At 65.1% G+C, this 22,933-nt stretch carries 21 protein-coding genes and 1 tRNA gene; 8 read left to right on the top strand and 14 right to left on the bottom strand.

Annotation, left to right across the window (positions count from 1 at the left end; all coding sequences use genetic code 11):
• The 8 genes from VKP01_RS13790 to VKP01_RS13755 all read right to left on the bottom strand — a co-directional run.
• Window positions 1–266 (bottom strand): hypothetical protein (locus tag VKP01_RS13790; RefSeq protein WP_324413234.1); only part of this gene is annotated, 266 nt, incomplete at its 3' end.
• A gap of 16 nt (window positions 267–282) precedes the next feature.
• Window positions 283–1,419, bottom strand: coding sequence for a hypothetical protein (locus VKP01_RS13785; RefSeq protein ID WP_324413232.1), 1,137 nt, complete (start codon window positions 1,417–1,419; stop codon window positions 283–285).
• Entirely contained in the window at window positions 1,416–2,195 is a 780-nt protein-coding gene (locus VKP01_RS13780) for an SDR family oxidoreductase (RefSeq protein WP_324413230.1), read from the bottom strand. The genes VKP01_RS13785 and VKP01_RS13780 overlap by 4 nt, the downstream gene beginning before the upstream one ends.
• Complete coding sequence (locus VKP01_RS13775) at window positions 2,188–2,931, bottom strand: SDR family oxidoreductase (RefSeq protein WP_324413229.1); 744 nt, start codon at window positions 2,929–2,931, stop codon at window positions 2,188–2,190. Before VKP01_RS13775 ends, VKP01_RS13780 begins: the two co-directional genes overlap by 8 nt.
• Before the next feature lie 57 nt (window positions 2,932–2,988).
• Complete coding sequence (locus VKP01_RS13770; RefSeq protein WP_324413227.1) at window positions 2,989–3,744, bottom strand: HAD family hydrolase; 756 nt, start codon at window positions 3,742–3,744, stop codon at window positions 2,989–2,991.
• Window positions 3,741–4,781: a hypothetical protein gene (locus VKP01_RS13765; protein WP_324413225.1), complete on the bottom strand. Its 1,041-nt coding sequence runs from the start codon at window positions 4,779–4,781 to the stop codon at window positions 3,741–3,743. Before VKP01_RS13765 ends, VKP01_RS13770 begins: the two co-directional genes overlap by 4 nt.
• Before the next feature lie 5 nt (window positions 4,782–4,786).
• Window positions 4,787–5,197 (bottom strand): L-rhamnose mutarotase, encoded by a 411-nt coding sequence (locus tag VKP01_RS13760; RefSeq protein WP_324413223.1) that lies wholly within the window; start codon window positions 5,195–5,197, stop codon window positions 4,787–4,789.
• Window positions 5,194–6,186 (bottom strand): dihydrodipicolinate synthase family protein, encoded by a 993-nt coding sequence (locus VKP01_RS13755; protein WP_324413221.1) that lies wholly within the window; start codon window positions 6,184–6,186, stop codon window positions 5,194–5,196. Before VKP01_RS13755 ends, VKP01_RS13760 begins: the two co-directional genes overlap by 4 nt.
• Before the next feature lie 262 nt (window positions 6,187–6,448).
• Here VKP01_RS13755 and VKP01_RS13750 point away from each other — a divergent pair, with 262 nt between their 5' ends.
• The 4 genes from VKP01_RS13750 to VKP01_RS13735 are packed head-to-tail and all read left to right on the top strand — an operon-like array spanning window position 6,449 to window position 11,879.
• Complete coding sequence (locus VKP01_RS13750) at window positions 6,449–7,756, top strand: lysine N(6)-hydroxylase/L-ornithine N(5)-oxygenase family protein (protein WP_324413219.1); 1,308 nt, start codon at window positions 6,449–6,451, stop codon at window positions 7,754–7,756.
• On the top strand, window positions 7,737–8,888 hold the full coding sequence (locus VKP01_RS13745) for an FAD-binding oxidoreductase (RefSeq protein WP_324413217.1): 1,152 nt from the start codon (window positions 7,737–7,739) through the stop codon (window positions 8,886–8,888). The genes VKP01_RS13750 and VKP01_RS13745 overlap by 20 nt, the downstream gene beginning before the upstream one ends.
• Window positions 8,889–8,916: 28 nt before the next feature.
• Window positions 8,917–10,971 (top strand): class I tRNA ligase family protein, encoded by a 2,055-nt coding sequence (locus VKP01_RS13740; protein WP_324413215.1) that lies wholly within the window; start codon window positions 8,917–8,919, stop codon window positions 10,969–10,971.
• Entirely contained in the window at window positions 10,935–11,879 is a 945-nt protein-coding gene (locus tag VKP01_RS13735; RefSeq protein WP_324413213.1) for an ABC transporter substrate-binding protein, read from the top strand. The genes VKP01_RS13740 and VKP01_RS13735 overlap by 37 nt, the downstream gene beginning before the upstream one ends.
• Before the next feature lie 67 nt (window positions 11,880–11,946).
• On the opposite strand, the gene VKP01_RS13730 is transcribed toward VKP01_RS13735, so the two are convergent.
• The 3 genes from VKP01_RS13730 to rpe all read right to left on the bottom strand — a co-directional run bounded on the left by VKP01_RS13730 (window position 11,947) and on the right by rpe (window position 13,273).
• A tRNA-Val gene (locus tag VKP01_RS13730) sits at window positions 11,947–12,021 on the bottom strand.
• 34 nt (window positions 12,022–12,055) lie between these two features.
• On the bottom strand, window positions 12,056–12,577 hold the full coding sequence (locus tag VKP01_RS13725; RefSeq protein WP_324413211.1) for a hypothetical protein: 522 nt from the start codon (window positions 12,575–12,577) through the stop codon (window positions 12,056–12,058).
• Between the two features lie 6 nt (window positions 12,578–12,583).
• The gene (gene rpe, locus VKP01_RS13720; protein WP_324413209.1) at window positions 12,584–13,273 is read right to left on the bottom strand and encodes a ribulose-phosphate 3-epimerase; all 690 of its coding nucleotides are present in this window, start codon (window positions 13,271–13,273) and stop codon (window positions 12,584–12,586) included.
• Between the two features lie 236 nt (window positions 13,274–13,509).
• Between rpe and VKP01_RS13715 the strand changes: the two genes are divergently transcribed.
• The gene (locus VKP01_RS13715) at window positions 13,510–14,727 is read left to right on the top strand and encodes a cell wall hydrolase (RefSeq protein ID WP_324413207.1); all 1,218 of its coding nucleotides are present in this window, start codon (window positions 13,510–13,512) and stop codon (window positions 14,725–14,727) included.
• A 14-nt stretch (window positions 14,728–14,741) separates the two neighbouring features.
• Here the strand turns inward: VKP01_RS13715 and VKP01_RS13710 are convergent, their stop codons facing one another.
• Window positions 14,742–15,809 carry a patatin-like phospholipase family protein gene (locus VKP01_RS13710; RefSeq protein ID WP_324413205.1) on the bottom strand — a complete coding sequence of 356 codons (1,068 nt, stop codon included), beginning with the start codon at window positions 15,807–15,809 and terminating at the stop codon, window positions 14,742–14,744.
• A gap of 217 nt (window positions 15,810–16,026) precedes the next feature.
• On the opposite strand from VKP01_RS13710, the gene VKP01_RS13705 reads away from it, so the two are divergent.
• The 3 genes from VKP01_RS13705 (at window position 16,027) to VKP01_RS13695 (ending at window position 20,450) form a co-directional block, all read left to right on the top strand.
• The gene (locus VKP01_RS13705; protein WP_324413203.1) at window positions 16,027–17,337 is read left to right on the top strand and encodes a hydroxymethylglutaryl-CoA reductase, degradative; all 1,311 of its coding nucleotides are present in this window, start codon (window positions 16,027–16,029) and stop codon (window positions 17,335–17,337) included.
• Between the two features lie 71 nt (window positions 17,338–17,408).
• Entirely contained in the window at window positions 17,409–18,329 is a 921-nt protein-coding gene (locus tag VKP01_RS13700; RefSeq protein ID WP_324413201.1) for a hydroxymethylglutaryl-CoA lyase, read from the top strand.
• 366 nt (window positions 18,330–18,695) lie between these two features.
• On the top strand, window positions 18,696–20,450 hold the full coding sequence (locus VKP01_RS13695) for a methyl-accepting chemotaxis protein (RefSeq protein WP_324413200.1): 1,755 nt from the start codon (window positions 18,696–18,698) through the stop codon (window positions 20,448–20,450).
• A 73-nt stretch (window positions 20,451–20,523) separates the two neighbouring features.
• Here the strand turns inward: VKP01_RS13695 and rpsA are convergent, their stop codons facing one another.
• Window positions 20,524–22,245 carry a 30S ribosomal protein S1 gene (gene rpsA / locus VKP01_RS13690; protein ID WP_324413198.1) on the bottom strand — a complete coding sequence of 574 codons (1,722 nt, stop codon included), beginning with the start codon at window positions 22,243–22,245 and terminating at the stop codon, window positions 20,524–20,526.
• 297 nt (window positions 22,246–22,542) lie between these two features.
• On the bottom strand, window positions 22,543–22,933 hold a 391-nt coding region (locus tag VKP01_RS13685; RefSeq protein WP_324413196.1), incomplete at its 5' end, for an exopolysaccharide biosynthesis protein.

Genomic DNA, 22,933 nt, shown 5'->3' with positions numbered 1-22,933 from the left:
CCGTATTCCGAACCGGCGATGACCTGAGAGACGCCATGCGCCCGCAATTGTGTAGCAAGGCCCTCAAGGTCGCCCGTGAAGGTGTAATCTGCTTCGAAATCATCGGGGCGGAAACTGGCTTCGTGAAGGTCGAGCAATTGCTCCCGGCTGCGGACATGAACGCAACGCGCGCCGTGCGCCAGCAAGGCCGGCGCGAGCCGGTTTGCCGATGAATAGGCGTTGACGATGGCGATGAGCGGCCCGGTATCGGCCCGGCGATCGGACATCACGATTGCCCCTTGATCATATCTCGTCTCCGGGCGCGGCTATCCGGAACGGCCCGGCGCGGTTCATGGTGTCGAGAACGGCGATATCGGCGTCGATCACCGTTTCGTCGTGATGCTTGAGAAAGAAGGTCGCGCCGTAACTGTAACCGTCGCAGGTCGCCTTGATCGTCCGGCCAATCGGTGGAGCGAGCGCTATATGGTTGAAACTGGCGAGAGCGTCGATCGCATCCCCGCCGGTCATGGCGCGCAGCAGGCCATGCCGGTCGGCGACGAAGGAGTAATCGGCAACGAAGACGTCAGGCTCCGCCGCATCGGGCAGCGGATCCCGGAAAGCGCAGGCCAACCCGGCTTCGAACAAGGCCGTCTGCCCCCCGATTCCGGCGAGGCGGCACAATCCCGGCAGTGGCTCCGTCGCGAGGCGGGGCGCACATTTGACGCATTTCAGCCCGTACCCGGTTTCAACGAGCTCGAAATGCAGCGGACCCGCGTCGATGCCGAAGGCTGCTGCAAGGCGCGCAAGGCGTTCGGTCAGCGCGTCCGGCAAGCGCGCCCTCGGCAGGTTGACCACACTCACCAGAATGTCGCGGCAGCCGCGCGGCATGACCAGACAACGCCAGCAATCCGCCAGACTGAAGACACCACCGGACATCACGCCGTTGACGAAGATCGGTCGTCCGGGCAGATGACGGTGGATCTGATACCCCCCCACCGACGCGCGCAGTTGCTGCAGGTCTTCGCTGTCGGGGATCCGGTCGTGATCGATGATCAGCGCCGATCCTTTCGAGGAAAACGAGTAGACCGGGCGCACGACCAGAGGGCTGGCCGGATCAGTCGCGAAATCAGCCACATCGTCAACATGCCAGCCCTCGAAAGCCAAGGGCGGATCGGTCGCCCGAATCACGGTGTGCTGATGCGATTTGTTGCAGATCAGGGCAGGATCGCAGGTATCGCGATAGAATCCCGCCCGGCGGTTCGCGATCGCGGCGCGGGGCACATCGGCATCGGTTTCCGCAATCAGAAAGACATCCTCGCCGCACGGATAGCCGGTGAGACCCGTTTCGGTGGCCCGGTCGCGATGCGATTGTCCGGCGGTTCCGTCATCTGCGGGCGGCGGCGCGTGTATGTCGTCATGGCGTCGTGACACCGTGCTCACAGGCCCGCCTCCACACGGGTCAGGCCGTCAAAGTGGATGCGGCGCACCCCGCCGTCACGCGGCTGCGTCAGCGCGAAGCGAACAGCGTTCCAGACCGCCGGGGCACCGAGAATCGCACCGCGCGGACGTGGCGCATCCCAGGCTGGCGAAAGCGGGTCGACATTCTCGAAATCAGGCGGAAACAGACCCGTCACACGCAGCCCCTCGGCTGCATGGCGTGCGCCGAGAATGTCGCAGAAACCGGCCAGGCCGTGTTTGGCGGCGTAGAATGCGGGATGGGCGCTTGAGCGCTGGTAGCCCGGCTCGCCACAGACCGAGACCATTGCCAGGATGTCCGCTGAGCCATGGGCGCGCAATGTGGGCAGAAGATGATGCGTCAGCAGGATCGAGCCGGTGAGCCCGGAGGCGATCGTCTCGACGATATCCGCGTCGGTCATCGGCACTCCGGGTTCTTCCTCCAACCAGCGGGCCGCGTTCAGAACCAGAATGTCGAGCCAGCCGGCATAGCGCGTCACTTCGGCAGCGAAGTCCGCGACCGATCGGGGATCCGCGAGATCACAAACATGGACATGCGCCGTGCCGCCGCGCTGCGTAATCTCCGCCGCGACAGCGTCGAGGGCCGCACGGTCCCGCCCCGAAATGACGAGCTCGGCCCCCTCCATCGCGAAAAGCAGGGCAAGACTGCGCCCGAAATCGCGCCCGGCTCCCGTGATCAGGACACGCTTGCCAGTGAATGCCGCAGGCGAATCGCCCGGGTTTCGTTTCGGATCAGCCATTCTTCCCTCCATGCCCCGCAGGGACCGGTGGCACCGTCAGGGATCCCGCTGCCCCGGTGGCAAAAATGCCCTCGGTGATGAAGCGGGCGGCATGCGCACCCCACGCTTCAGGTGTCGGGTAGTCTGCGTTTTCGCCCGGAAGACAGGCCGCCAGCATTCCCGTATTGATCCCGCCCCCCGGATCCAGCGCGACGGCGCGAATCTGCCCCGGGAGTTCCGTCTGCAGTGAACCGACCAGCCCCTCCACGGCGAACTTGCTCGCACAATAGGGTCCCAGCCCACGCGTTGCCTCCCGCCCCCAGCCGGAACTGATGGCGATGAAGAGGCCGCTCCCGCGCGCGAGGAATGCAGGCATGAAGGCCCGCAAGGTGCGTACGATGCCCAGCGTGTTCACATCCAGCACGTCGCGCCACGTATCGACGGGTATCGTCCAGGCTGCTGCGCGTTCATTGATGATCCCTGCATTGGCGATCACGATATCGGGGACTGCCTGCGCGCAGGCTTCATGCGCGAATGCGCCGAGCGCGGCTTCGTCGGTGACGTTCGCTTCCATGATGCGGTGGGGTGCGCCCCAGCTACCGTCCGCGTGTGCCGCTGCCGGCAATTTACGCACGCCGCCGAAAACGGTCACGCCTTGCGCCATGAAAGCTTTCGCGAGCGCTCGACCGAGTCCCTGTGAGACACCGGTTATCGCGATTTTTTTGAAGTCACGCCCAGCAAGGCTCTGGTTGTGCAAATCTGGTCTCCCAAGGTTGTTCTGGCCTATGCCGAGAGCAATTTTTAATAATAAAAACTATATTAAAATAATCATAGAATGTGGAAACAGGTTGTCAATTGTCATGCATTCCGGTTTCTTGTCGTCTTCGCCATCCATCAGCGCCGCAACATCCACGAGAGCGAGGCCGGAGACGAAGACGAAGGGGCAACCTAACGCGACGGCCGCGTCATGATCAGCGCGGGCATCACCGAACATGATCGCTGACTCTGCGGCGAGACCGTGTCGCGCAAGGATGCCCCCCATCGCGGCGGCTTTGGCTATCGGCGTGCCGTGAATCTCGCCGAGCCTGGAACGCAGACCCGCATTGACGAGGGCCTGTTCTGCTTCGCTCGCCACCCCGCCCGTCACCACATGCGCCGGAATCCCGGCATCGCCGAGAAGGGTGAGCAGCGCGTCGGCACCGGGCGCGGCACGCGCCTGCGGATAGGTACGGGCGAGGCGCTCGGCATAACGGGCGGTTCGCTCTCCCACGAACGCGTCGCGGTCTCCCACCTCGGCGCCCGGCAAACCCGCCAGGATGGCGTGAAAGACCTCGAAATGCTCGCGCCTGCCGCGTCCGAACGCGCGCTCGAAAGCCTGCAGGCAAAGAGCCACGCCCTCACGGGGAAAGTCCCGCAGCGTATGGGCGACGGCCTCGGTCTTGATCCGGTTCGAATCGAGCAGGACACCATCACAATCGAAGAATGCGACGCGCGCCCGGCAGACCCGCTCCGCCAGAGAAAGGCCGGTCGCCCGATCCGCGGCAGTTTCGGCGGGGGCCGCGTCAGTCATGCGGCTTCTCCGGAGATTGCCCGTCTCGCCTCGGCGAGCGCGTCCGCGTCGAAACGCCCGGGCTGTCCGGTCTTCGCCAATCGGGCGAGCAGGGCGAGCCGCGCAGCTTCGTCGAGCTGCGCATCTTCCGCAATGCGCTGCGCATAGGTCGGGTGCAGACCGGTGCGCGCCTGACGGCGGTAGAGTGCGGATGCGCCCCAATTGGCACGTGCATGCAGGGGCTCGATCTGCTCGGCGAGGAAAAGCTCGAGCCCGACAAGGGCGGCCTCGGCCGGGGGGCTCCCGGTCACCAGACGCAGGCTCTCCATCTGGGCATTGCCCGCGCCACGCCCGAGCCCGCCCATCGTCGCATCGAGATACCGGGCGCCTGCGGCGGATGCGGCGGTTGCATTGGCTACGGCCAACCCGCAATTGTCATGCGCATGGAAGCCCAGCGGTACCGGCAGAACCTGCGCCAGCGTCCCTACAAGATGCGCGACATCCGCAGGCGTCATGCGGCCGAAACTGTCGGCGACGTAGAATGCGGCGAGCGGCGTATCACCGATCACGGTCGGCAACTTCCGGCCCAGATCCTGTGCCGAGAGATCAGCAGCCTGCATCAGATTGACGATGATGCCGACGCCATGCTCGGCAAACGCGCGGGCATAGGCGACCGCACGCGCGAGGTGCGGCATCCGGGTCGCGATTCGAATCACGGAAATCGGAATCCCTGATGATACGATGCGCTGCATGATCGTGGCGGCATGCACAGAGGTTCCGGTATCGGGAAGATCCGCCGCATCGACCATGATGGCGAGCCGCGGGCGCTCGACACGGCGCAGGAGCGCCGATTGCTGCGGCGTGAGTGATTCCGGCAATCCGGCGAAATCGCCGGCGCCGGGAGGTTGCGACGGTGTGGAGCGCATGTAACCGATCTCGATAATGCCGAGATCGAGTGATCGGGTCACCGCGAGATATGCAGCGAGAAAAGCATCGTCGAAATGCCAGCCCGTCTGGTAGCCGCCATCGCGAAACGTGCAGTCGAGCAGAATCGCCATGGTCACTACGCCGCGTTCTGACCGGAGGGCGTATTGCCCGGCGCGCCGGGCAGCGCAGACTGCGCGTCCCGGGTCCAGTCGAAGATGGTTTCGAGCCGGTACCAGTTGAGTGGCGTATCGTTCCCCGGCAGCCTGCGCAGCAGTTCGCCGTGCATCAGATCGTCCCATTGCTGCACGACCGGGTGCAGTGCCACCGCGCGCGTGAAGTCACGCTCGGGATCGAAACCGGGCTCAGCCTCCACCTGCATGAACAACGTGTTCGGAGGCAACAGGTGGATCGACATGGCGCGAAGCCCGATCACCGCGAGCGCGCCGTCCGGTCCTGCGATCTCCGAGGGGACGGCGGCATGTGCCTCGCGATAACGCGCCAGTGCTTCTGGTGATACAATCTCGATTGCGAAGGCGATCCGCATCATGCTGCTTCTCCGGGTGCGAGGGCTTTACGGGCACGCTCCATGAGATCGTCATAAACATGCTCGATCTCGGCCAACGTTTCCGTGTCGACGTGAAAATCCAACGGCGGACGAATCAATGTCGTCTCGATCAGATTCCGGCGATGCAAGAGGTGCTTCGATATGCCGAGATAGCAATCGATGCTGTTCATCATATGGCACATCAGATATGAGAGCTGATATGCGAGCGGTCTTGCCCGTTCTTCCCGGCCGGATTCCAGGAGGCGCCAGATCGTTACAGTGATCTCCGCGATTTCCGTGGCGGGAATGACGCCTGCAAGTCCGCGTCGGAACGTGTCGGCCAGCATCATGCCGCCATCACCCTCGAAGATCCGCGCCCGCCCATCGGTCGCATCGCGCAATTGCGACAGCCTTGGCGGCGATGGCTGTGCCTCCGGCTTGAACTGGATCTTCGCGGGGCCGTAAGCGTCCAGAAGGCGGCCCTGGACGGCGATCGACAGGGGCCGTTTGGCCAGCGATTTCGCGTGGTGGACCAGGATGGGAACGGATACGCTTTCAGTGACTGCCGCGAAGTAACGGAACATCTCCTCGTCATCGAGTGCCGCCATCGCCGGATGCATCACCAGAAGCGCATCGCATCCCGCCGCCTCGGCCTGACGCGAGAATTCGCACGCCATGCGGATGCTCTCGCCACCGGTACTCATCACCGCGCATCCCTTTGAACCACAGGCCTCTGCGAGCAACTCCGCGACGCGGAAACGCTCCCGGGCGGTCAGCCGCGATACTTCCGAAACCTGGCCGACCACCACGCCGTCGCACCCGACATTCAGCATGTGATGAACCTGGCGCCTGAAGTCATGCTCGTGAACGTCGCCATTGTGATCGTAAGGCATGATGACGACCGGCATGACGCCGCGCGGTACAATCCCGGTCGGCTGCGACCGGACACCATCGGCAGCGGAACCGCTATCCGCTCCTGAATCCGTGATCATTGTTTCAATGTCTCCCTGACTGGCGCCCGGGCTTGAACAGGGCGAAGCACCGGACCGGCCGCATGAAGGGCTACCCGGTGATCAGGCGCTTCGCTGAGCCGCGATGTTCGAAAAGGCTAAAAAAACACGTATAAGTTGTCAAGAATAAATTTTGCATTTTTAGTTTGCAAAACCAGTTTCAAATGGCTAGATAACAACCGAAGAGTGTGTGAGCGCAATATGCCCGGCGCGCGACTCGGTTAACGCATCCAGGAGCGAAGCAGTGCCGCAACCGTCACCCATACACGACCTGATCGGCGTTGGCCTCGGTCCCGCGAATCTCGCACTGGCACTCGCCCTGCGCGAAAGCAATGCCGATTTCCGCATTCTGGAGCGCAAACCCTGCTTCGGGTGGCATCGGGGCATGCTACTCGCGGATGCCACGATGCAGATCCCCTTTCTCAAGGATCTCGTCACGCAACGCGACCCGACCAGCCCTTACAGTTTCCTGTGCTATCTCCAAGCGCGTGGGAGACTCGACGCCTTCGTCAATCTGCGGGCGTTTCATCCCACTCGGCGCGAGTTTCACGACTATTTGGAGTGGTGCGCCCAGCAGGTTGCCGATCAGATCGCATACAGCAACACGGTCGTCGGAATCGACGTCGCACCGGATGCCCTGCCGGGCAGGCCCGTCACGGAATTGGTGGTGCGGTTGCGCCACGGGGGATTCGTCAGGCAGGTCCGTACGCGCGCCGTGTCGCTCGCGCTCGGCATTGCGCCGAGGATGCCGAACGGAATCCCCAATGACTCGCGCATCTGCCATACCGCGAATCTGCTGCCCTATCTCGAAGCCGCGCAACCGGCTCCCGGGGCACGTTTTGCCGTCATCGGTGGCGGGCAGAGCGCGGCGGAGGCCGTGATGCATCTGCTGGACCGGGATCCGACTGCCGAAGTGCATGCCGTGATGACGGCTTTCGGCTTTCTGCCCGCCGACGACACACCATTCGTGAACGAGGTGTTCGCCCCCGGCAACGTCGATGCGTTCTACGCCATGTCCCCGGACATGCGCGCCGCTGTGCGGGAGCGGCATGCCAATACCAATTACGGCGTTGCCGATCCGGAGATCATCGCGGCGCTGTATGAGCGGACCTACCGAGAGCAGGTCGAGGGCCGACGCCGCTTGCATCTCGCGCGACTGTCGCGCCTCGTCAGCGCCGCGCCGCAGCAATCCGGTCTCGAACTGCACATCGAGGATTGCGTCGGCGGCAATATCCGCCGGCTCGGGGTCGATCATCTGATCTGCGGGACCGGCTACGAACCCGTGGCGCCTCAGAACCTGTTCAGCGATGCATTGCGCGCGCTCGTGCATGTCGATGCCGGCGGGAAGCCCGCCCTCCTGCGTGACTATCGCGTCAGAACCGATCCCCGGCTGCGCGCTGCCATCTATCTGCAGGGTGATTGTGAGCAGACACACGGCCTCTCCGCAACACTGCTGTCCAATCTCGCCGTGAGAGCCGGCGAAATCCGCGACAGCTTCCTGAGACGGGCTGCGGATACCGGGAACAGCGACTATGCCGAAACCGGCACCTGACATTCTCGTCATCGGCGGCGGCGTGATCGGTCTCGTCAGCGCCTTCACCTTGCAGAGGGCCGGCCTGAATGTCGGCCTCCTCGAGGCGCGCCGGATCGGCGCTGGTGCATCCGGCTGGGCCGGTGGCATCGTGCGCCGTCTGCATGATGATCGTGATGATGTCGATCGCGCCGCAGCCGGCCTGCACATCCTGCGCGACCTTCGGCGCGCAATCGGCGTCGACGTGCCCTTTCATGAGACGGGCTATGTCCGTTTTCCCGAGGGCGCCACCGCCGATTCGCAGACCGCGATCGCGGGGCGGTCAGGCCTGAACGGCAATCGCCGGCTCTCACCGGGAATCGCGCGGCTGACAGCCGAGGGGGCCGTCATCTGGCAGGATCACGCGGCTCTGGAGCGGATTTATCCCGGTTTCGCGGCGCAAGGCCCCGGCGCATGGCTCGAGCCCGCAGCCGGCTGGGCCGATCCGCGCCTCGTGTGCCTGGCTTACGGGCAGGCTTTCGTGCGCCTCGGCGGGGCCCTGCTCGAAGGAATCCGCGTCGACGGGATCAGTCCGGTAGCCGGTAGGGTCACACTCTCCACGACATTGGGAGAGATGTGCGCCCGTCACGTGGTGCTCGCGCTCGGCGACGGCCTGCCGGGTTTTCTCGATCTGCACGGATTCGATCACGCCTTCTACGTGAAGCCCATCGAAGTCGCGCTGTTTGCGCCGCCCGGACCCTGCCATGCGCCGTGCTTCACCGATGATGCATACGACGTCTACGGCAAGCCGGATGCAGATGGGCGCAGCGTTCATATCGGTCACTCCCGCGACAGGCATGCGGGCGCCGTACCGGGAGCCGCACCGCTCGATGCCGCGCATCTGGGCGCCACCCTCAGCGCTGCTGCGTCGCGTTTTCCCTGGATCAGGCAAGCCGTGGTTCACGGCGGCGTGTGCCATGGTGAGTGCTTTCACGAATCGGGAAAGCCCGTGGTCGACGCGCTCGATGCCGGTGCCGGCACTGATGCGGATCTGGCCCGCATCATCGTTGCCGGCGGCTTCAGCGGCACCGGTATCAAGATGGCCCCCTGGGCTGCCGGACGCATTCTGGAACTGATCCGGGAGCGCGGCGACGCCGGAGGCGGCGGCGCATGACGCGGGTCATGATACTGAGGATCTGATCATGGATATCTTCGATTTCTACGAATACAATGCCGAAGCTTACGACCTGCGCTGCCGGCCCTTCGCGCCCGAGGGGGCTCCTGCAGGAGCCATGGTCTGCGAAGTGGCGCCGGGCCAGGCCTCGCGCATCCACAACCATGCCGAGCGTGAAGCCTTTCTGGTGCTGGAGGGACACGGCATCGTCACGGACGGTATCAGCCGCAAGCCGATCAAGGCAGGCCAGGGTGTCAGTTTTGCGCCCTTCGTCAATCACATCATCGAGAACCACGACGCGACACGCCCGCTGCGCATGATCTCGATCTACTGGATGGGCGATCTGACGGACGCCTTCGGCGATGAGGCCGCGTCAGGAGAGGCGCCTGACGACACCCTGGTCTTCTCGACACCCCCGACGCCGAACGGCGATCTGCATCTGGGGCATCTCTCCGGCCCTTATCTCGCCGGCGACATTCTCAACCGAGCCCTCAGGCAACGCGGCGCGCAAAGTTTCCATGTCACCGGACGCGACGACAATCAGACCTATGTCCAGCTTGCAGCGATGCGCTCCGGCAGCGCGCCCCAGGACGTCGCGGACGCGCATGCCGCGCAGATCGGCAAGACGCTCGCGTCAGCCGGAATCGCACCCGACGGTTTCATCACCCCGGATCGTGAGGGTCCCTACGCCGCCTTCGTCAACGACGTCATCGCACGCCTGATGCGAAGCGGCCATATCGCGGCGCGCCGTGCGCCGGCTTTCATCGATGCGAACGGAAACGTTCTGCATGAGGCTTATGTACGGGGGAGTTGCCCGCATTGTGGCGCGGAGGCCGACGGCAATGCCTGCGAAGCCTGCGGCATGCCGATCGCCTGCACTGCCCTGATCAATCCCCGCGACAATCGCACCGGGGCACCGGTCCGGGTCGCCGAGGTCGAGCGTCTCTTCTTCAGGCTTTCGGCCCTGCATGGAGACATCGCACGAATCATCAAGCAGATGCACATGCCAGCCCGCGCCTATGCCTGCTCGCAGGCGATCCTCGATGCGGGCCTGCCGGATATCGCGATCACACAGCCTTCCGAATGGGGACTGCCCGTGAGGGTGCCCGGTTTTACGGATCAGATCGTCTACGTCTGGTTCGAAATGGCGGCGGGATATCTCTTTGGCGCCGCGAAGGCCATGGACCCGCAGGCCACGACCCCGGATGAAATCCTTGTGGCGGCGCGCCGCGCCTATACTCCCGAGCGTGCCGTCGTCCATTGCTACGGTTTCGATAACACCTGGTATCATACAATCCTGTTCCCCGCCGTTCATGCGGCGCTGGATTCCCGGCTCGCCATGCCGCGCGCGCATATCGTGAACGCGCTGCTTGACCTCCAGGGCGCGAAATTCTCGACGAGCCGCAACCATCTGATCCGGGCTGCGGATCTGCTGCGCGAAGTGCCGTCCGATGCGGTCCGCTTCGGTTTGTGCCTGTCGCGGCCGCAGGATATCCGAAGCGATTTCGATCTCGATCGCTTCCTGGAACAGGCCGGTCATCTCTTCACCGGGATTCTGCCGCAATGGCGCGACGGTGTGACGTCCCTGCTGGCACCCCACGAGGCGAAGGCGCCCGAACCTGGCGCCTGGCTCGCCGACCAGCAGGCCTATCTGCGACGCATGCAGGCGCTGTCGCGCAATATCGATCACCTGCTGACGCCTGACGGTTTCGATCCGCGTGCCGCCGCACGGCTACTGCGCGATTTCGCTGTCGACAGCCAGCGTTTCTGCGCCGCGCAGCAACAACTGGGCGCCGAGGGCCCGATGCGTGATTACGCGCGCACCGCAGCGGCGCTCGGCGCGCTGGGGCTCAAGGCTTTCGGTGTTCTCGCAGCACCAATCATGCCCGACCTGGCTGCGAATATCCGTGCGGCTTTCGCGGGCCCCTCTGATCACGTCCGCGAATCGCTCGCATTTCTGCCGGCCGGTAACAGCTTCGACCCGGCCCTCATCGCAATGCCTTGCGCCATCGATGCCCCTTCGTGCCGGCGCGCACTGGAGACGTCATGCGGATTACGATCTCCGGATCGGGAGCCTGCCTGATGCAGCACCGCAAGATCGGCATCGCCGGCCCCTTCTCGGGGCCGCGACGAGAATACGGGGCGTTGCTGGAGGCCGCCGCACGCAGCGCATTGGCCGAGCGCAATGCAGCAACCCCGGGACTGGATTTTTCCATCGTCATTGCTGATGATGCCGCAGCGCCGGCTACGGCCTGCCAGGCAGCGCGGACCCTGATCAGTGAAGGCTGCCGCGTCGTCGTCGGGCATTTCAACAGCGATGCCGCCCGCGCCGCCGCGCCGCTCTACCACGAAGCCGGTATCGCGCTGCTGCTGCCTGCCGCAACGGGTGACGGTCTGGCAGCGCAGACCGGGGCGCTGCGGCTGTGCGCACCGGACCAGGCCCAGGTCCGCGCCCTCGCCGGGGCCTGTATGGGCCGGCGGATCGCCCTCATGCATGATGATACGGCTTATGCCAGGCGCCTGGTCCGGGCCCTGTCCGAGGAAATCAGCAGGGGTGAGCGTCGAACCGTGGCGATACGGCTGGATCCGGGCACGCCTGTTCCGGATACCGATGAGGCCATCCTGCTTGGCACACATGTCGCCATCGGCGCAGCCTTGCGTCACTGGTATGCCGAGAGCATCGGCGGCGCGCAAGCGCATCCCCGTTTCTTCGCCTGCGATGATTGCAGCATTCCCGCCTTCATGGACCGGATTCCCCCTGCGCTTGCCGTCACGATCGCGTCGCCCCTGCCCGACTTCGAGGCCGCGACCCGGGAGGGCGTGGGTCTGGCGGTTGATGCCATGCGCGCTGCACCGGGGCGAGAGATCGGCTTCCTGCGGGTTTCGGGTTTGTTCGATGAGGCCGGCGAGCGCATCAGCGCGGGCTTTGTTCTCAAGACGCGGCATGGTCTCGGGACGGGTTCTGACGGGCTTGAAGGGACCGGTGCATGATTGCGCAGGCATACCGGGAACAGGCGCCGCGACGCCTTTGCGCAATTGCAGCAAATCTGTCGGAAAATGGTGGGCGCGACAGGGATTGAACCTGTGACCCTTCGCGTGTGAAGCGAATGCTCTCCCGCTGAGCTACGCGCCCGATGCCGATTTCGTATGTTGTGTCGCGTCCCGCGTCAAGCCCGCTTTTCGCGTCGGCTGCGGTGCAGCAGGGTCAGGGCGAGAACGAGCACGATCAGCGGCAGCGGCCAGGGCCAGAGATAGGCCGGGGCGAAGACGATGACATATCCCGCCGCCACGAAAGTCAGGCGGTGAATCAGATGGCGCAGGTGGTGCGCATCACCCGGATCCGCAATGAGGCCTTCCAGTTCCACGGCGCTGTGAAACACCGCGAATCCGGCATAGAGCGCGATGAGAAACACCGGCGCGGCGAGGACGAGCCCCCAGAGCAGGCGTGTCGGACGCCCGACGCGGCGCAGGAAAAGGGCCGCCAAGAGCATCAGGAGAAGTGCTGCGAGCGCGCCCGCCACCCCGAACAGCGCGATCAGCGCCTCCGTACGCGGATTGATCGGCTCGCCGCGCTCCAGTACGCGCAGATAAATCAGCGCCGCAGCGGCGAGGCCGGCCAGGGCGATACGCCAGGCGGTGCCGGCGAGAACGACACCGATATTGCGCAGACCGCCTCTCCCGCGCCTCATCGCTGCTCAGCCGACCGATGTGCGGGCATTCTGCGCGGCCTCGCGGATGGCGGCGATGTTGCCGGCATAGGCCTCCTGCCCGCCCTTGAACACGGCGGATCCGGCGACGAGAACATTGGCACCTGCCGCGACGACGTCCGGAGCCGTCTGCGCCGTGACGCCGCCATCGATCTCGATCTCGATCGGACGATCCCCGATCATGGCGCGCACCTGCGTGATCTTGGGCACAACCGAGGCAATGAAGGCCTGGCCGCCGAAACCGGGATTGACCGTCATCAGGCAGACCAGATCGACCATGTCAAGAAGCGGTGCGACAGCCTCCGCCGGCGTGCCGGGATTGAGGGCGATCCCGGCCTTGCAGCCGAGCGCGCGAATCGCCTGCAGGCTGCGATGGGTATGCGGGCCGGCTTCGGCATGAATGGTGATCACCTGCGCACCCGCATCCGCGAAGGCCGCGAGATAGGGATCGACCGGCGCGATCATCAGATGCACGTCGAAGACCTGCGTGGTGGCCGGGCGGATCGCCTTGATGATCGGCGGTCCGAAGGTCAGATTGGGCACGAAATGCCCGTCCATCACATCGATATGGATCCAGTCGGCACCAGCCTCGACGACGCTCTCCACTTCGGCGCCCAGGCGCGCGAAATCGGCGGAGAGGATGGAGGGGGCAATGCGCAGCGGGCTTGGATCGGTCATCCGGGCAATCCCAATGGTGGCGATTTCTGGGGGTTGTTCCGGCACGCGCTAGCATGCGCGCACGCGCCGCGCAACTGCGCCCGGCGCATCCGGCCGTGCGATGCGGACAAGCCGCGCCATCGCCTTAACGCTTTTTGAACCTTGATTCGCGATCCTCGCGGAAAGCGGCACGGTGTGTCGCCTGTGTCACGAGTATCGAGGGTGTTCGCGTGCGTCGGCGTCGGAAATTCTTCGGAATGCGGTGGGTCTGCGCCACCGTCGCGCCATGGGCGCTCGGCGGGGGCATGCTCGTCTCCTTCACCGCCGTAGCGAGCAACGACGTCTCCGATATCGGCCATACCATCCGTGCAACGGGTCGCATCGGCACGATCACCGCGAGTGACCAGCTGATCACCCCGCCGCGCGTGACCAATCTGCGCGCCCTGCCCGGGTCGACGGCGCTGACCGCCGCGCCCGCCGCACGCAAGGCCTCCCTGCGTTTCAGCCTGCCCGATGACGCCCTGCGCACGGATCTGGTGCGCCCGCCCCGCTTCGAGCCGAAAGACGGTGCCTTCGAGGGTGAGACACCCGAGCTGAACCGCGACAACAAGGGCGATCCCTATCTGCCGCTGCGCCCGACCCTGAGCCGGCTGGGGCGTGATCTCGGGAACGAAGACCCCCATCTGCGCGCCCTTTCGGGTGCAACGGACATGCTGCCGGCGCTGGAGCGCGGCGGCGCCCTGCCCGACCAGCTCAGCCTCGAGCAGAGCTTCGAACGCCCGCCGCAGCCGACCACGACCGATCGCGCCACAGCGGAGCGCTCCCCCGAAGCCGCCGAACAGGGATCATCCGGGATCGGCAAGGCCGGGGGCATCACGCCGGATCGTGACGGGGCCACCCCTTCCGTGGCGCGGGTGGAAGCCTTCGCGGCGATGACGCCGGTCACCCATAGCTGGAACCCGGTCGAGGTCACCGCCCTGCCGGTGACCCTGCCCGCCGGCGTCTCGCGCTTCGTGCGCCGCTATCCGAACCAGCCGCATTACGGCGCCCTGATCGATCCCGGCAAGCGCAAAGCGGAAATGCGCTGCCTCGCGGAGGCGATCTATTTCGAGGCCCGCAGCGAGCCGGAACTCGGCCAGGCTGCCGTGGCGCAGGTGGTGATGAACCGCGTGGCCAGCAGCCTCTATCCGGATTCGATCTGCGGCGTCGTCTACCAGAACCGTCACCGGCATCTGGCGTGCCAGTTCACGTTCGCCTGCGAGGGCCGCGCCCTGCGCATTCGTGAGCCGGCGCCGTGGCGGCGCGCCGAGCGCATTGCGCAGGAAACCATCAGCGGCACGAGTTTCATCGAGAGCGTTGGTCTCGCCACACATTATCACGCCGATTACGTCAATCCGCGCTGGGCCCGCGCGCTTCTGCGCCGCGACAAGATCGGTCGGCACATCTTCTACCAGCTGCGCCCCGGCCAGCGCTGAGGCGACGTCCGCCCTCAATCGATCTGCGGACGCAGATCCAGCGTGGCGCGCTTGCCGATATCGTCGTAATGGCGCTGCAGCCAGGCCCGCCCCGCCGCATGGCCACGATCCTTCAAGGTCTTTATCGTGCTCCAGTCCGGGCGGATGCGCGAGGAAGCGGCGAAATCGTCGAGATAGCCCGTGGGCTCGACACGGTGCATCAGGACGCGCTTGTAATCCTCGTGCGAAAGCTTGCCTTCGTCGATCAGGCGCGTGACGAATTCGATGGCGCGCAATTCCTTCACGAGGCTCGCATTGAAGGTGATCTCCGAGAGGCGGTCGGCGATTTCGCGAGCCGTGCGCGGCGTCTCGCGGTGCTCGATCGGGTTGATCTGCACGAGCAGGATGTCATCCGCCGCGACCCCGTAGAACAGCGGATAGAGCGGCGGATTGCCCATATAGCCGCCATCCCAGTAGGGCACCCCGTCGATCTCGACCGCCTTGAAGACCTGCGGCAGGCAGGCGGAGGCCAGCAAATGATCGACGGTGAGTTCCTCGCGGGCGAAGACCTTGAGCTTGCCGGTCCAGACATTGGTCGCGGCGATACACAGCTTGACCTCGGGGCAGGCTCGGACATTCTCGAAATTGATCAGATCCGCCAGAGCGTCGCGCAGGGGATTGGCGTCGAGGGGGTTGGAATCGTAAGGATTGGAGAATTTCTTGAAGGTGTCGAGCCATATCCGTCCGAAGGAGTCTTCATCGTACCAGAAGCCCATCATCCCGTCGAAGACGCCACGCTGCATCGGTGAGAGCTGCCCGCCAAGGCTGACCCGCTGCCAGAAGGCTTCGAGCCCGGCACGCGCGCCGTCCGGGCCGCCTTCCTGCCAGCCATCGGCCAGCGCGATCGCGTTCATCGCCCCGGCGGAGGCGCCGGAAATCGCCTCGATGGCGAGGCGCCCGTCCTCGAGGATGGCGTCGAGCACGCCCCAGGTGAAGGCGCCGTGCGAGCCGCCGCCCTGGAGGGCGAGGCTGATCGTCTTCTCTGCCTTCGGGCCGATGAGCCCGCGCGGCCCCTCTGCGAGAGATGGTGCCCGTCCGCTCATGTGATCCTCCCGATGGCATGCCTGAAACCGTGTCACGGCGCGATTTTGCCGCAGCGCAATATACTCATATAGGCACGCCCCGTCCCGTCTTTCCAGAACAGCCCGGCGGGTTCATGCGGTATCGGCTTGTGATCGCCCGTCGGATCGGCAAGGATCAAGGGGCAATCCGGCGCATCACGGTCGGGAGATCGCCATCAAGGCGGCATGGGAGGATATCATGGAAGAGGCGCCACACGGGGCCGGTGCCGCCAATGCGCGGCGCAGTGCCCGGATTCCGGGATTTCACCGCATGAGCATGGCAGAACGCCGCGCCGCTCTTGCCGCCTTTGCCGGGCTCGGCGATGACGACGTCGCACGGCTCGCCGAAACCGGCGCCCTGCCCGCCGATCTCACCGAGCGCATGATCGAGAATGCGGTGGGTGCCATGCCGGTTCCGATCGGCATCGCCACCAATCTGCGCATCGACGGGATCGACCGTCTGGTGCCGATGGCCACCGAGGAATCCTCGGTCGTGGCCGCCGTGTGCAATGCGGCGCGGCTCAATTACGATGACGGCGGCTTCACCACCTCCGCCACGCAATCGCTGATGATCGCCCAGATCCAGCTCGTGGGCGTGAGCGATCCGCTCGGGGCACGGCTCGCGATCCTGGAAAACCGGGCGCGCATCGCCGAGATCTGCAATGCCTGCGATCCGGTTCTGGTGCGCCATGGCGGCGGCTTCACGGATCTGGACGTACGCATCATCGAGAGCCGCAGCGGGCCGATGGTGATCAGCCATATCATCATCGATACCCGTGATGCGATGGGCGCCAATGCCGTCAACACCATGGCCGAGACGCTGGCCCCGCACATTGCCGGCTGGACGGGCGGGCGGGTCTATCTGCGCATCCTGTCCAATCTCGCCGACCGGCGTCTGGCGCGCGCGCGGGCCGTATGGCGTGCGCAAGCGCTGGGCGGGCCCGATGTCGTCGCGGGGATCGTCCAGGCCTCGCATTTCGCCGAGGCCGATCCCTATCGCGCCGCAACCCACAACAAGGGCGTGATGAACGGCGTCGGCGCCTGCGTGCTTGCAACCGGCAACGATACCCGCGCCATCGAGGCCGGCGCCCATGCCTATGCCGCTCGCAACGGGCGCTACGCTTCGCTCGCCCGTTTCGAAGAGAATGCCGCCGGTGATCTCGTGGGAACGCTGGAAATGCCGCTCGCCGTGGGGCTCGTCGGCGGCGCCACGCGGGTGCATCCGGTGGCGCGCCTGTGCGTGGCGATCCTCGGCGTGGAGAGCGCGAGGGAGATGGCGCGCATCTTCTGCGCCATCGGCCTGGCCCAGAGCTTTGCCGCGCTCAAGGCATTGGCGACGGACGGGATCCAGAAGGGGCATATGGGGCTGCATGCCCAAAACCTCGCCATGATGGCCGGTGCGGTGGGCGCGGAGATCGATGCCGTGGCCGGGGCGCTTGTCGCATCGGGCAGCGTGCGCATGGATCGCGCCGAGGCGGAGCTGGCGCGCCTGCGCGGCAAGGGGGCCTGAGCGCCGCATTCTGCAATATCCGGATTTCGCAATATCCGGATTTCGCAAGGCCCGTATTTCGGGAGGGGCAGATGGGTGAACCGATCGCTTTCGTGGAAGTCTGCCCGAGGGACGGGTTGCAAAATCTCGCCGCGCCGGTTGCTACCACGCTGAAGCAGGAATTATGCGAAAGACTGTTTTCGGCCGGTATCCGTCGGCTCGAATGCGCTTCCTTCGTCTCTCCCGCACATGTGCCGCAAATGGCTGATGCCGAGGCCCTGGTCGCGGCGCTCTGTCCGCCGCCCGGAGCGACCCTCGACGTGCTCGCCCCCAATGCGCGCGGCGGCGAACGCGCGGTGGCGACGCGAATCGATCGTATCGCGGTCTTCGTGGCGGCGACAGAGAGCTTCGCGCATCGCAATACGCGCTGCAGCATCGTGCAATGCCTCGATCGCGCGCGCGACGTCCTGCGCGTCGCCCACGAAAACGGGCGGCGCAGCCGCGGCTACATCTCCTGCATCAGCGATTGCCCCTATGAGGGGCCCGTCTCGACCCGCGCCGTGATGCATGTCGCGTGTGCCCTGATTGAAGCCGGTGTCGACGAGATCGCGCTGGGCGACACGATCGGCTCGACCAGCCCGGCCGACATGCGCCGGCTCCTGCGCGCCCTGAAGCAAGAGATCCCGATCGCGCGCATCGCCGTGCATTGCCACGATACCTATGGCATGGCGGCAGCAAGCACGCTTACCGCGATCGAGGAGGGGGTGCGCATCGTCGACGGCGCGGTGGCGGGTCTGGGTGGCTGCCCGTTCGCACCGGGGGCGGCGGGCAACGCGGCCAGCGAAGATCTCGTCTTCATGCTGGAAGGGCTCGGCTTTGATACCGGCATCGATTGCACGGCACTGGCCGCGACCGGCGCGTGGCTGACGCAGGCCCTCGGCCTTGCGAACGCCTCACGCACCGGCCCTGCCCTGCTTGCGCGGCCCATCGCGCCGAGGCGGGCCGGCATGTGAAGCGCGAGGGTTATCAGCATCGGGAAGCTGATATCGGTGTGACGTGATGGCCTGCCAGCGCTCCAGGTTATTGTCTGGTGCATCAATCTTCCCGTCAGCCGGTGTCCACCTGACGGAATGATGCCCTAAGACCATCGTCTTAAGACCTTCGGTGTATTTGATGAAATTCGGCTTACTGAAAGAAAACTGCCTTGGAATCGGCATTTCGCGGCGACAGCTGAAGCTATGAATTCGTTTTTCAGCGTATTTTTGATTTTTTGAAGATATATGGTGCGGATCAATTCTCAACGAAAGTATAGATTTTCATAAAGAATAGGGAATATTCTTTCCCCGCCAGCAAGCGAATCGCTTCTGCATGGAGGAGCTATGACGAGTCCCACGCACGATATCGCCATCGAACAGTCGCGCATCGTCGACCCGACGAGCGGCATCGATTCCGCGCAGCCGGAGAACGATGCCGGGCATGTCCGTCATCTCGAGGAAACGATCGGCGTCATCGAGGCCGATATTCGCGCAGCAATCGGCGCCGTGGTCGCGGCCGTCGATGATTCGGGGGCCCAGATGAAGCGGGCACGCGCCGATCTCGACGAGATCGGCGGGGCCAACAGACAACTCAACGAAGCAGCCGCCGAGGCGGGAACGCGCAGCGATGCCGTCTCGCAGGCGACGGATACGATTGCACAGGCCTCGCGCGGGATCGACGAGGCGATGCTTCAGGCGACGGCCTGTCTCGATGCCGCGACACGCCAGGTCGCGGAAGCGCACGGCCTGCTGGGTCGCCTGTCCGATGCCAGCACGGCCATTGCCGGTGTCGTCGACGCCATCGCCGCCGTTGCCAAACAGACCAATCTGCTGGCGCTCAACGCCACGATCGAAGCCGCACGCGCCGGCGAGGCCGGGAAGGGTTTCGCCGTCGTGGCCGGCGAAGTGAAGGCCCTGTCGCAGGAAGTCTCACGCTCTGCCGACGATATTCGCGAACGCATCGGGCTTCTCGCCGCCACGGCGCAGGAGACGATGGCGGCAGTGGGCGGCGCCAACGCGGCGATCACGGAACTCGCCCCGCTCGTCGTGCGCGCACGCGAAGGCAGCGAAGAACAGTCGTCGGCGCTCGCAGCCGTGGCGCACGACTCCAACGAGGGCGCGCGCTGCGTGAGCGCCGTACGCGCCCGCGCCGGCGATGTCGACGCGGCGCTGGGCAGCTGTTTCGCGCGCATGGATGTGGCGGGCGAGAATGCGGGGCGGGCCGCAGCGGCGGCGTCGTCCCTTACCGACAGGTTCGTCGCGGTCATCCGCCAGAGCGAGATCGGTGACCGGCGGCGCCATGATCGCTATCCCGTCGAACTCGAGGTCAGCGGCCAGATCGACGGGCATCCCGTCACCAGCCGCAGCATCGACATCTCGCGCGGCGGCATGCTGCTCGATGCGAGCGGGGCCGGTAACGGCATCGTGCCGGGCAGTGAGGCCCGCCTTGCGATCGGCGGCATCGGCACGGTCCGTGCGCATGTCGTCGGTGTCAGCAGGATGGGCCTGCATTGCGCTTTCGACGATGAGGATCCGGCCATCCGCGCTGCGATCGAAGCGAAGCTCGCCGGGATCGCGGGCGAATACCGTCCCCTCGTGGCGCGTGCACAGGCCATCGCGCAAGAGGTGGCGCAAGCCATTGAGGGGCTCGTCGGCACCGGCAGCCTGAGCCGTGAGGACGCTTTCGATACGCGCTATGTGCCGTTGCCCGCAACCGATCCGCAGCAATACGAGACCGCGTTTACGCAGTCTTTCGAGGGCGTTCTCCCCGCCATCATCGAGCCCCCGCTGAGCGAGGACAAGCGCCTGACCTTCTGCCTCGCCATCGACCGCAACGGCTATATCCCGGTCCATAACCGCTCCTTCTCGCAGCCCCAGCGCCCTGATGATCCGGTCTGGAACGCAGCGCATTGCCGCAACAAGCGGATTTTCGATGATCGCGCCGGCATCACGGCGGCCCGATCCACCCGCGATTTCGTGGTTCAGGCCTATGCCCGCGACATGGGCGGCGGCAAGGTGGTGATGATGCGCGAGGTCGATGCGCCAATCCGCATCTTCGGTCGCCACTGGGGCGGGTTGCGCATGGCCTATCGGCTCTGACTGGTGAGCCGCATGAAAAAGCCCCCGCAGGCATGAACCCGCGGGGGCCAAAAAGCGGCTCTGGTGAGCCGGCTTACTTGTTTTCTTCTTCCTCGTCGGACTGCGTCTGCTTCTTCAGCGCAGCACCGAGGATGTCGCCGAGCGAAGCGCCGGAATCGGTGGAGCCGAACTGTGCGATCGCCTCCTTCTCCTCGGCCACTTCGAGCGCCTTGATCGACAGCGTGACGCGGCGCGCCTTGCGGTCGAACTGGGTGACGCGGGCATCGATCTTGTCGCCGGCGGAGAAGCGTTCGGGGCGCTGGTCGGCGCGGTCGCGGGCGAGCTCGGCGCGGCGGATGAAGGCGCCGAGATCAGTATCGACGATCTTCACGTCAATGCCGGCATCCTTCACTTCCACGACCTCGCAGGTCACGACCTGACCCTTGCGGATCTCACCCGCATCGGCGAAGGGGTCGCCGGCAAGCTGCTTGATACCGAGCGAGATGCGCTCCTTGTCGACATCGACATCGAGCACCTGGGCGCGAACCATGTCGCCCTTCTTGAACTCGTCGATGACCTGCTCGCCGGGACGGTTCCAGTCGAGATCCGACAGGTGGACCATGCCGTCGACATCGCCTTCGAGACCGATGAACAGACCGAATTCGGTCTTGTTCTTGACCTCGCCCTCGACTTCGGATCCGACGGGATGCTTCTCGGCAAAGCCTTCCCACGGATTCTGCAGGGTCTGCTTGAGACCCAGCGAGATGCGGCGCTTGACCGGATCGACCTCAAGAATGACCACATCCACTTCCTGCGAGGTGGAGACGATCTTGCCCGGATGGACGTTCTTCTTCGTCCAGGACATCTCGGAGACGTGGATCAGGCCTTCGATGCCCGGCTCCAGCTCCACGAAGGCACCGTAATCGGTGATGTTGGTCACGCGACCCGTGAAGCGCGCATCGACCGGGTAACGGGCCTCGATGCCCTCCCACGGATCGGCGAGCAGCTGCTTGATGCCGAGCGAGATGCGGTGCGTCTCGTGGTTGATCTTGATGATCTTGACCTGCACGTTCTGGCCGATCTGTACCACTTCCGACGGATGGTTGACGCGGCGCCAGGCCATGTCGGTGACGTGGAGCAGGCCGTCGATGCCACCGAGATCGACGAAGGCGCCATATTCGGTGATGTTCTTGACCACACCCTCGATGACCTGACCCTCTTCGAGATTGGCCACAAGCTCCGAACGCTGTTCGGCGCGGCTCTCCTCGAGCACGGTACGGCGCGACACGACGATATTGCCGCGGCGACGGTCCATCTTCAGGATCTGGAAGGGCTGCGGCACACCCATCAGCGGCGTGATGTCGCGCACGGGGCGGATATCGACCTGCGAGCGCGGCAGGAAGGCCACGGCGCCGTCGAGATCGACGGTGTAGCCGCCCTTGACCTGGTTGAAGATCAGGCCCTGGACCCGCTCATTGGCCTCGAAGGCCTTCTCGAGCTTGATCCAGCTTTCCTCGCGGCGCGCCTTCTCGCGGGAGATGACGGCTTCGCCGAGGGCATTCTCGATGCGGTCGACATAGACCTCGACTTCGGCACCGACTTCGATTGGTTCGTCACGGCCGGGGCCGTTGAATTCCTTAAGGGCCACACGGCCTTCGGTCTTGGCGCCGATATCGATGACCGCGACGTCCTTCTCGATGGCGACGACCTTACCCTTGACGACGGCGCCTTCGGCGACTTCGTTGCTGCGGAAGGATTCCTCGAGGAGGGCGGCGAAATCTTCGCGGCTGGGCGCGTATTGGGTTTGAGCTGACATTCGTTCTCCTGATGCTCTCGCGAGCAATTGCGCCGACGGCTGGTGTTGCGTGCCATCCCCGTTCGTCGCGGGCCGCGCATGTGTGCGTGACCCTGGCCGCTCTCGCTGGAGCGGGCCGGCGCGTCGACGACGAACGAAGACGGATACCGTGACCCGGCGGGCGCTACGGCACCATCCGGACTCGCGATCGCGCACGGATAACGGAAATGGCCTTGCGATGCAAGGCTTTCCGCAATGCCCTCGCTGCAAGCCCCCGGTACCGACCGCCCCGGCGCTCAGTACCCCACCGCCCGGCGCTCAGTACCCCACCGCCCGGCTCATGGCCACCAGCGCGAAATGAATCAGCGTGCTGGTCAGGATCACCGTGTAGGCGATGCCGGCCAGCCCCGCAAGGATGCCGAGGCCAAGCACCAGCCCGTCCTCCTGCAGGATGGCCATGGAGAGGATCACCAGAGCGATCGAGGGCACCCAGTTGGTGCCGGGCAGCGGCAGGATCACACATAGCGCGAGAATGACGGCGAAGACGCCGATCAACCGGTCACCACGCGCGCCGAACAGGGCCGTATGGCGTGGGCGCAGAAGCTTCTCCACCCGTTGCAGGCGCGGCTCGGCCACATCGATGATCTTTCGGAACGTCGCGACGCGAAAGCGCTTGTCGAGGATGCGCCGGGGCAGCCAGGGTTTCTTG

The sequence above is a fragment of the Saliniramus sp. genome (assembly GCF_035311605.1).
Classification (GTDB): Bacteria; Pseudomonadota; Alphaproteobacteria; order Rhizobiales; family Beijerinckiaceae; genus Saliniramus.
The sequence above is the reverse complement of the archived record's forward strand: the minus strand, read 5'-3'. Positions and strand labels throughout refer to the sequence as shown.

Excerpts from the sequence above, each read along its gene's own strand:
- VKP01_RS13780 (WP_324413230.1), bottom strand. The coding sequence starts at position 2,195 with ATGGCTGATCCGAAACGAAACCCGGGCGATTCGCCTGCGGCATTCACT.
- VKP01_RS13770 (WP_324413227.1), bottom strand. The coding sequence starts at position 3,744 with ATGACTGACGCGGCCCCCGCCGAAACTGCCGCGGATCGGGCGACCGGC.
- VKP01_RS13765 (WP_324413225.1), bottom strand. The coding sequence starts at position 4,781 with ATGGCGATTCTGCTCGACTGCACGTTTCGCGATGGCGGCTACCAGACG.
- VKP01_RS13760 (WP_324413223.1), bottom strand. The coding sequence starts at position 5,197 with ATGATGCGGATCGCCTTCGCAATCGAGATTGTATCACCAGAAGCACTG.
- VKP01_RS13755 (WP_324413221.1), bottom strand. The coding sequence starts at position 6,186 with ATGATCACGGATTCAGGAGCGGATAGCGGTTCCGCTGCCGATGGTGTC.
- VKP01_RS13745 (WP_324413217.1), top strand. The coding sequence starts at position 7,737 with ATGCCGAAACCGGCACCTGACATTCTCGTCATCGGCGGCGGCGTGATC.
- VKP01_RS13740 (WP_324413215.1), top strand. The coding sequence starts at position 8,917 with ATGGATATCTTCGATTTCTACGAATACAATGCCGAAGCTTACGACCTG.
- VKP01_RS13735 (WP_324413213.1), top strand. The coding sequence starts at position 10,935 with ATGCGGATTACGATCTCCGGATCGGGAGCCTGCCTGATGCAGCACCGC.
- VKP01_RS13725 (WP_324413211.1), bottom strand. The coding sequence starts at position 12,577 with ATGAGGCGCGGGAGAGGCGGTCTGCGCAATATCGGTGTCGTTCTCGCC.
- rpe (WP_324413209.1), bottom strand. The coding sequence starts at position 13,273 with ATGACCGATCCAAGCCCGCTGCGCATTGCCCCCTCCATCCTCTCCGCC.
- VKP01_RS13715 (WP_324413207.1), top strand. The coding sequence starts at position 13,510 with ATGCGGTGGGTCTGCGCCACCGTCGCGCCATGGGCGCTCGGCGGGGGC.
- VKP01_RS13710 (WP_324413205.1), bottom strand. The coding sequence starts at position 15,809 with ATGAGCGGACGGGCACCATCTCTCGCAGAGGGGCCGCGCGGGCTCATC.
- VKP01_RS13705 (WP_324413203.1), top strand. The coding sequence starts at position 16,027 with ATGGAAGAGGCGCCACACGGGGCCGGTGCCGCCAATGCGCGGCGCAGT.
- VKP01_RS13700 (WP_324413201.1), top strand. The coding sequence starts at position 17,409 with ATGGGTGAACCGATCGCTTTCGTGGAAGTCTGCCCGAGGGACGGGTTG.
- VKP01_RS13695 (WP_324413200.1), top strand. The coding sequence starts at position 18,696 with ATGACGAGTCCCACGCACGATATCGCCATCGAACAGTCGCGCATCGTC.
- rpsA (WP_324413198.1), bottom strand. The coding sequence starts at position 22,245 with ATGTCAGCTCAAACCCAATACGCGCCCAGCCGCGAAGATTTCGCCGCC.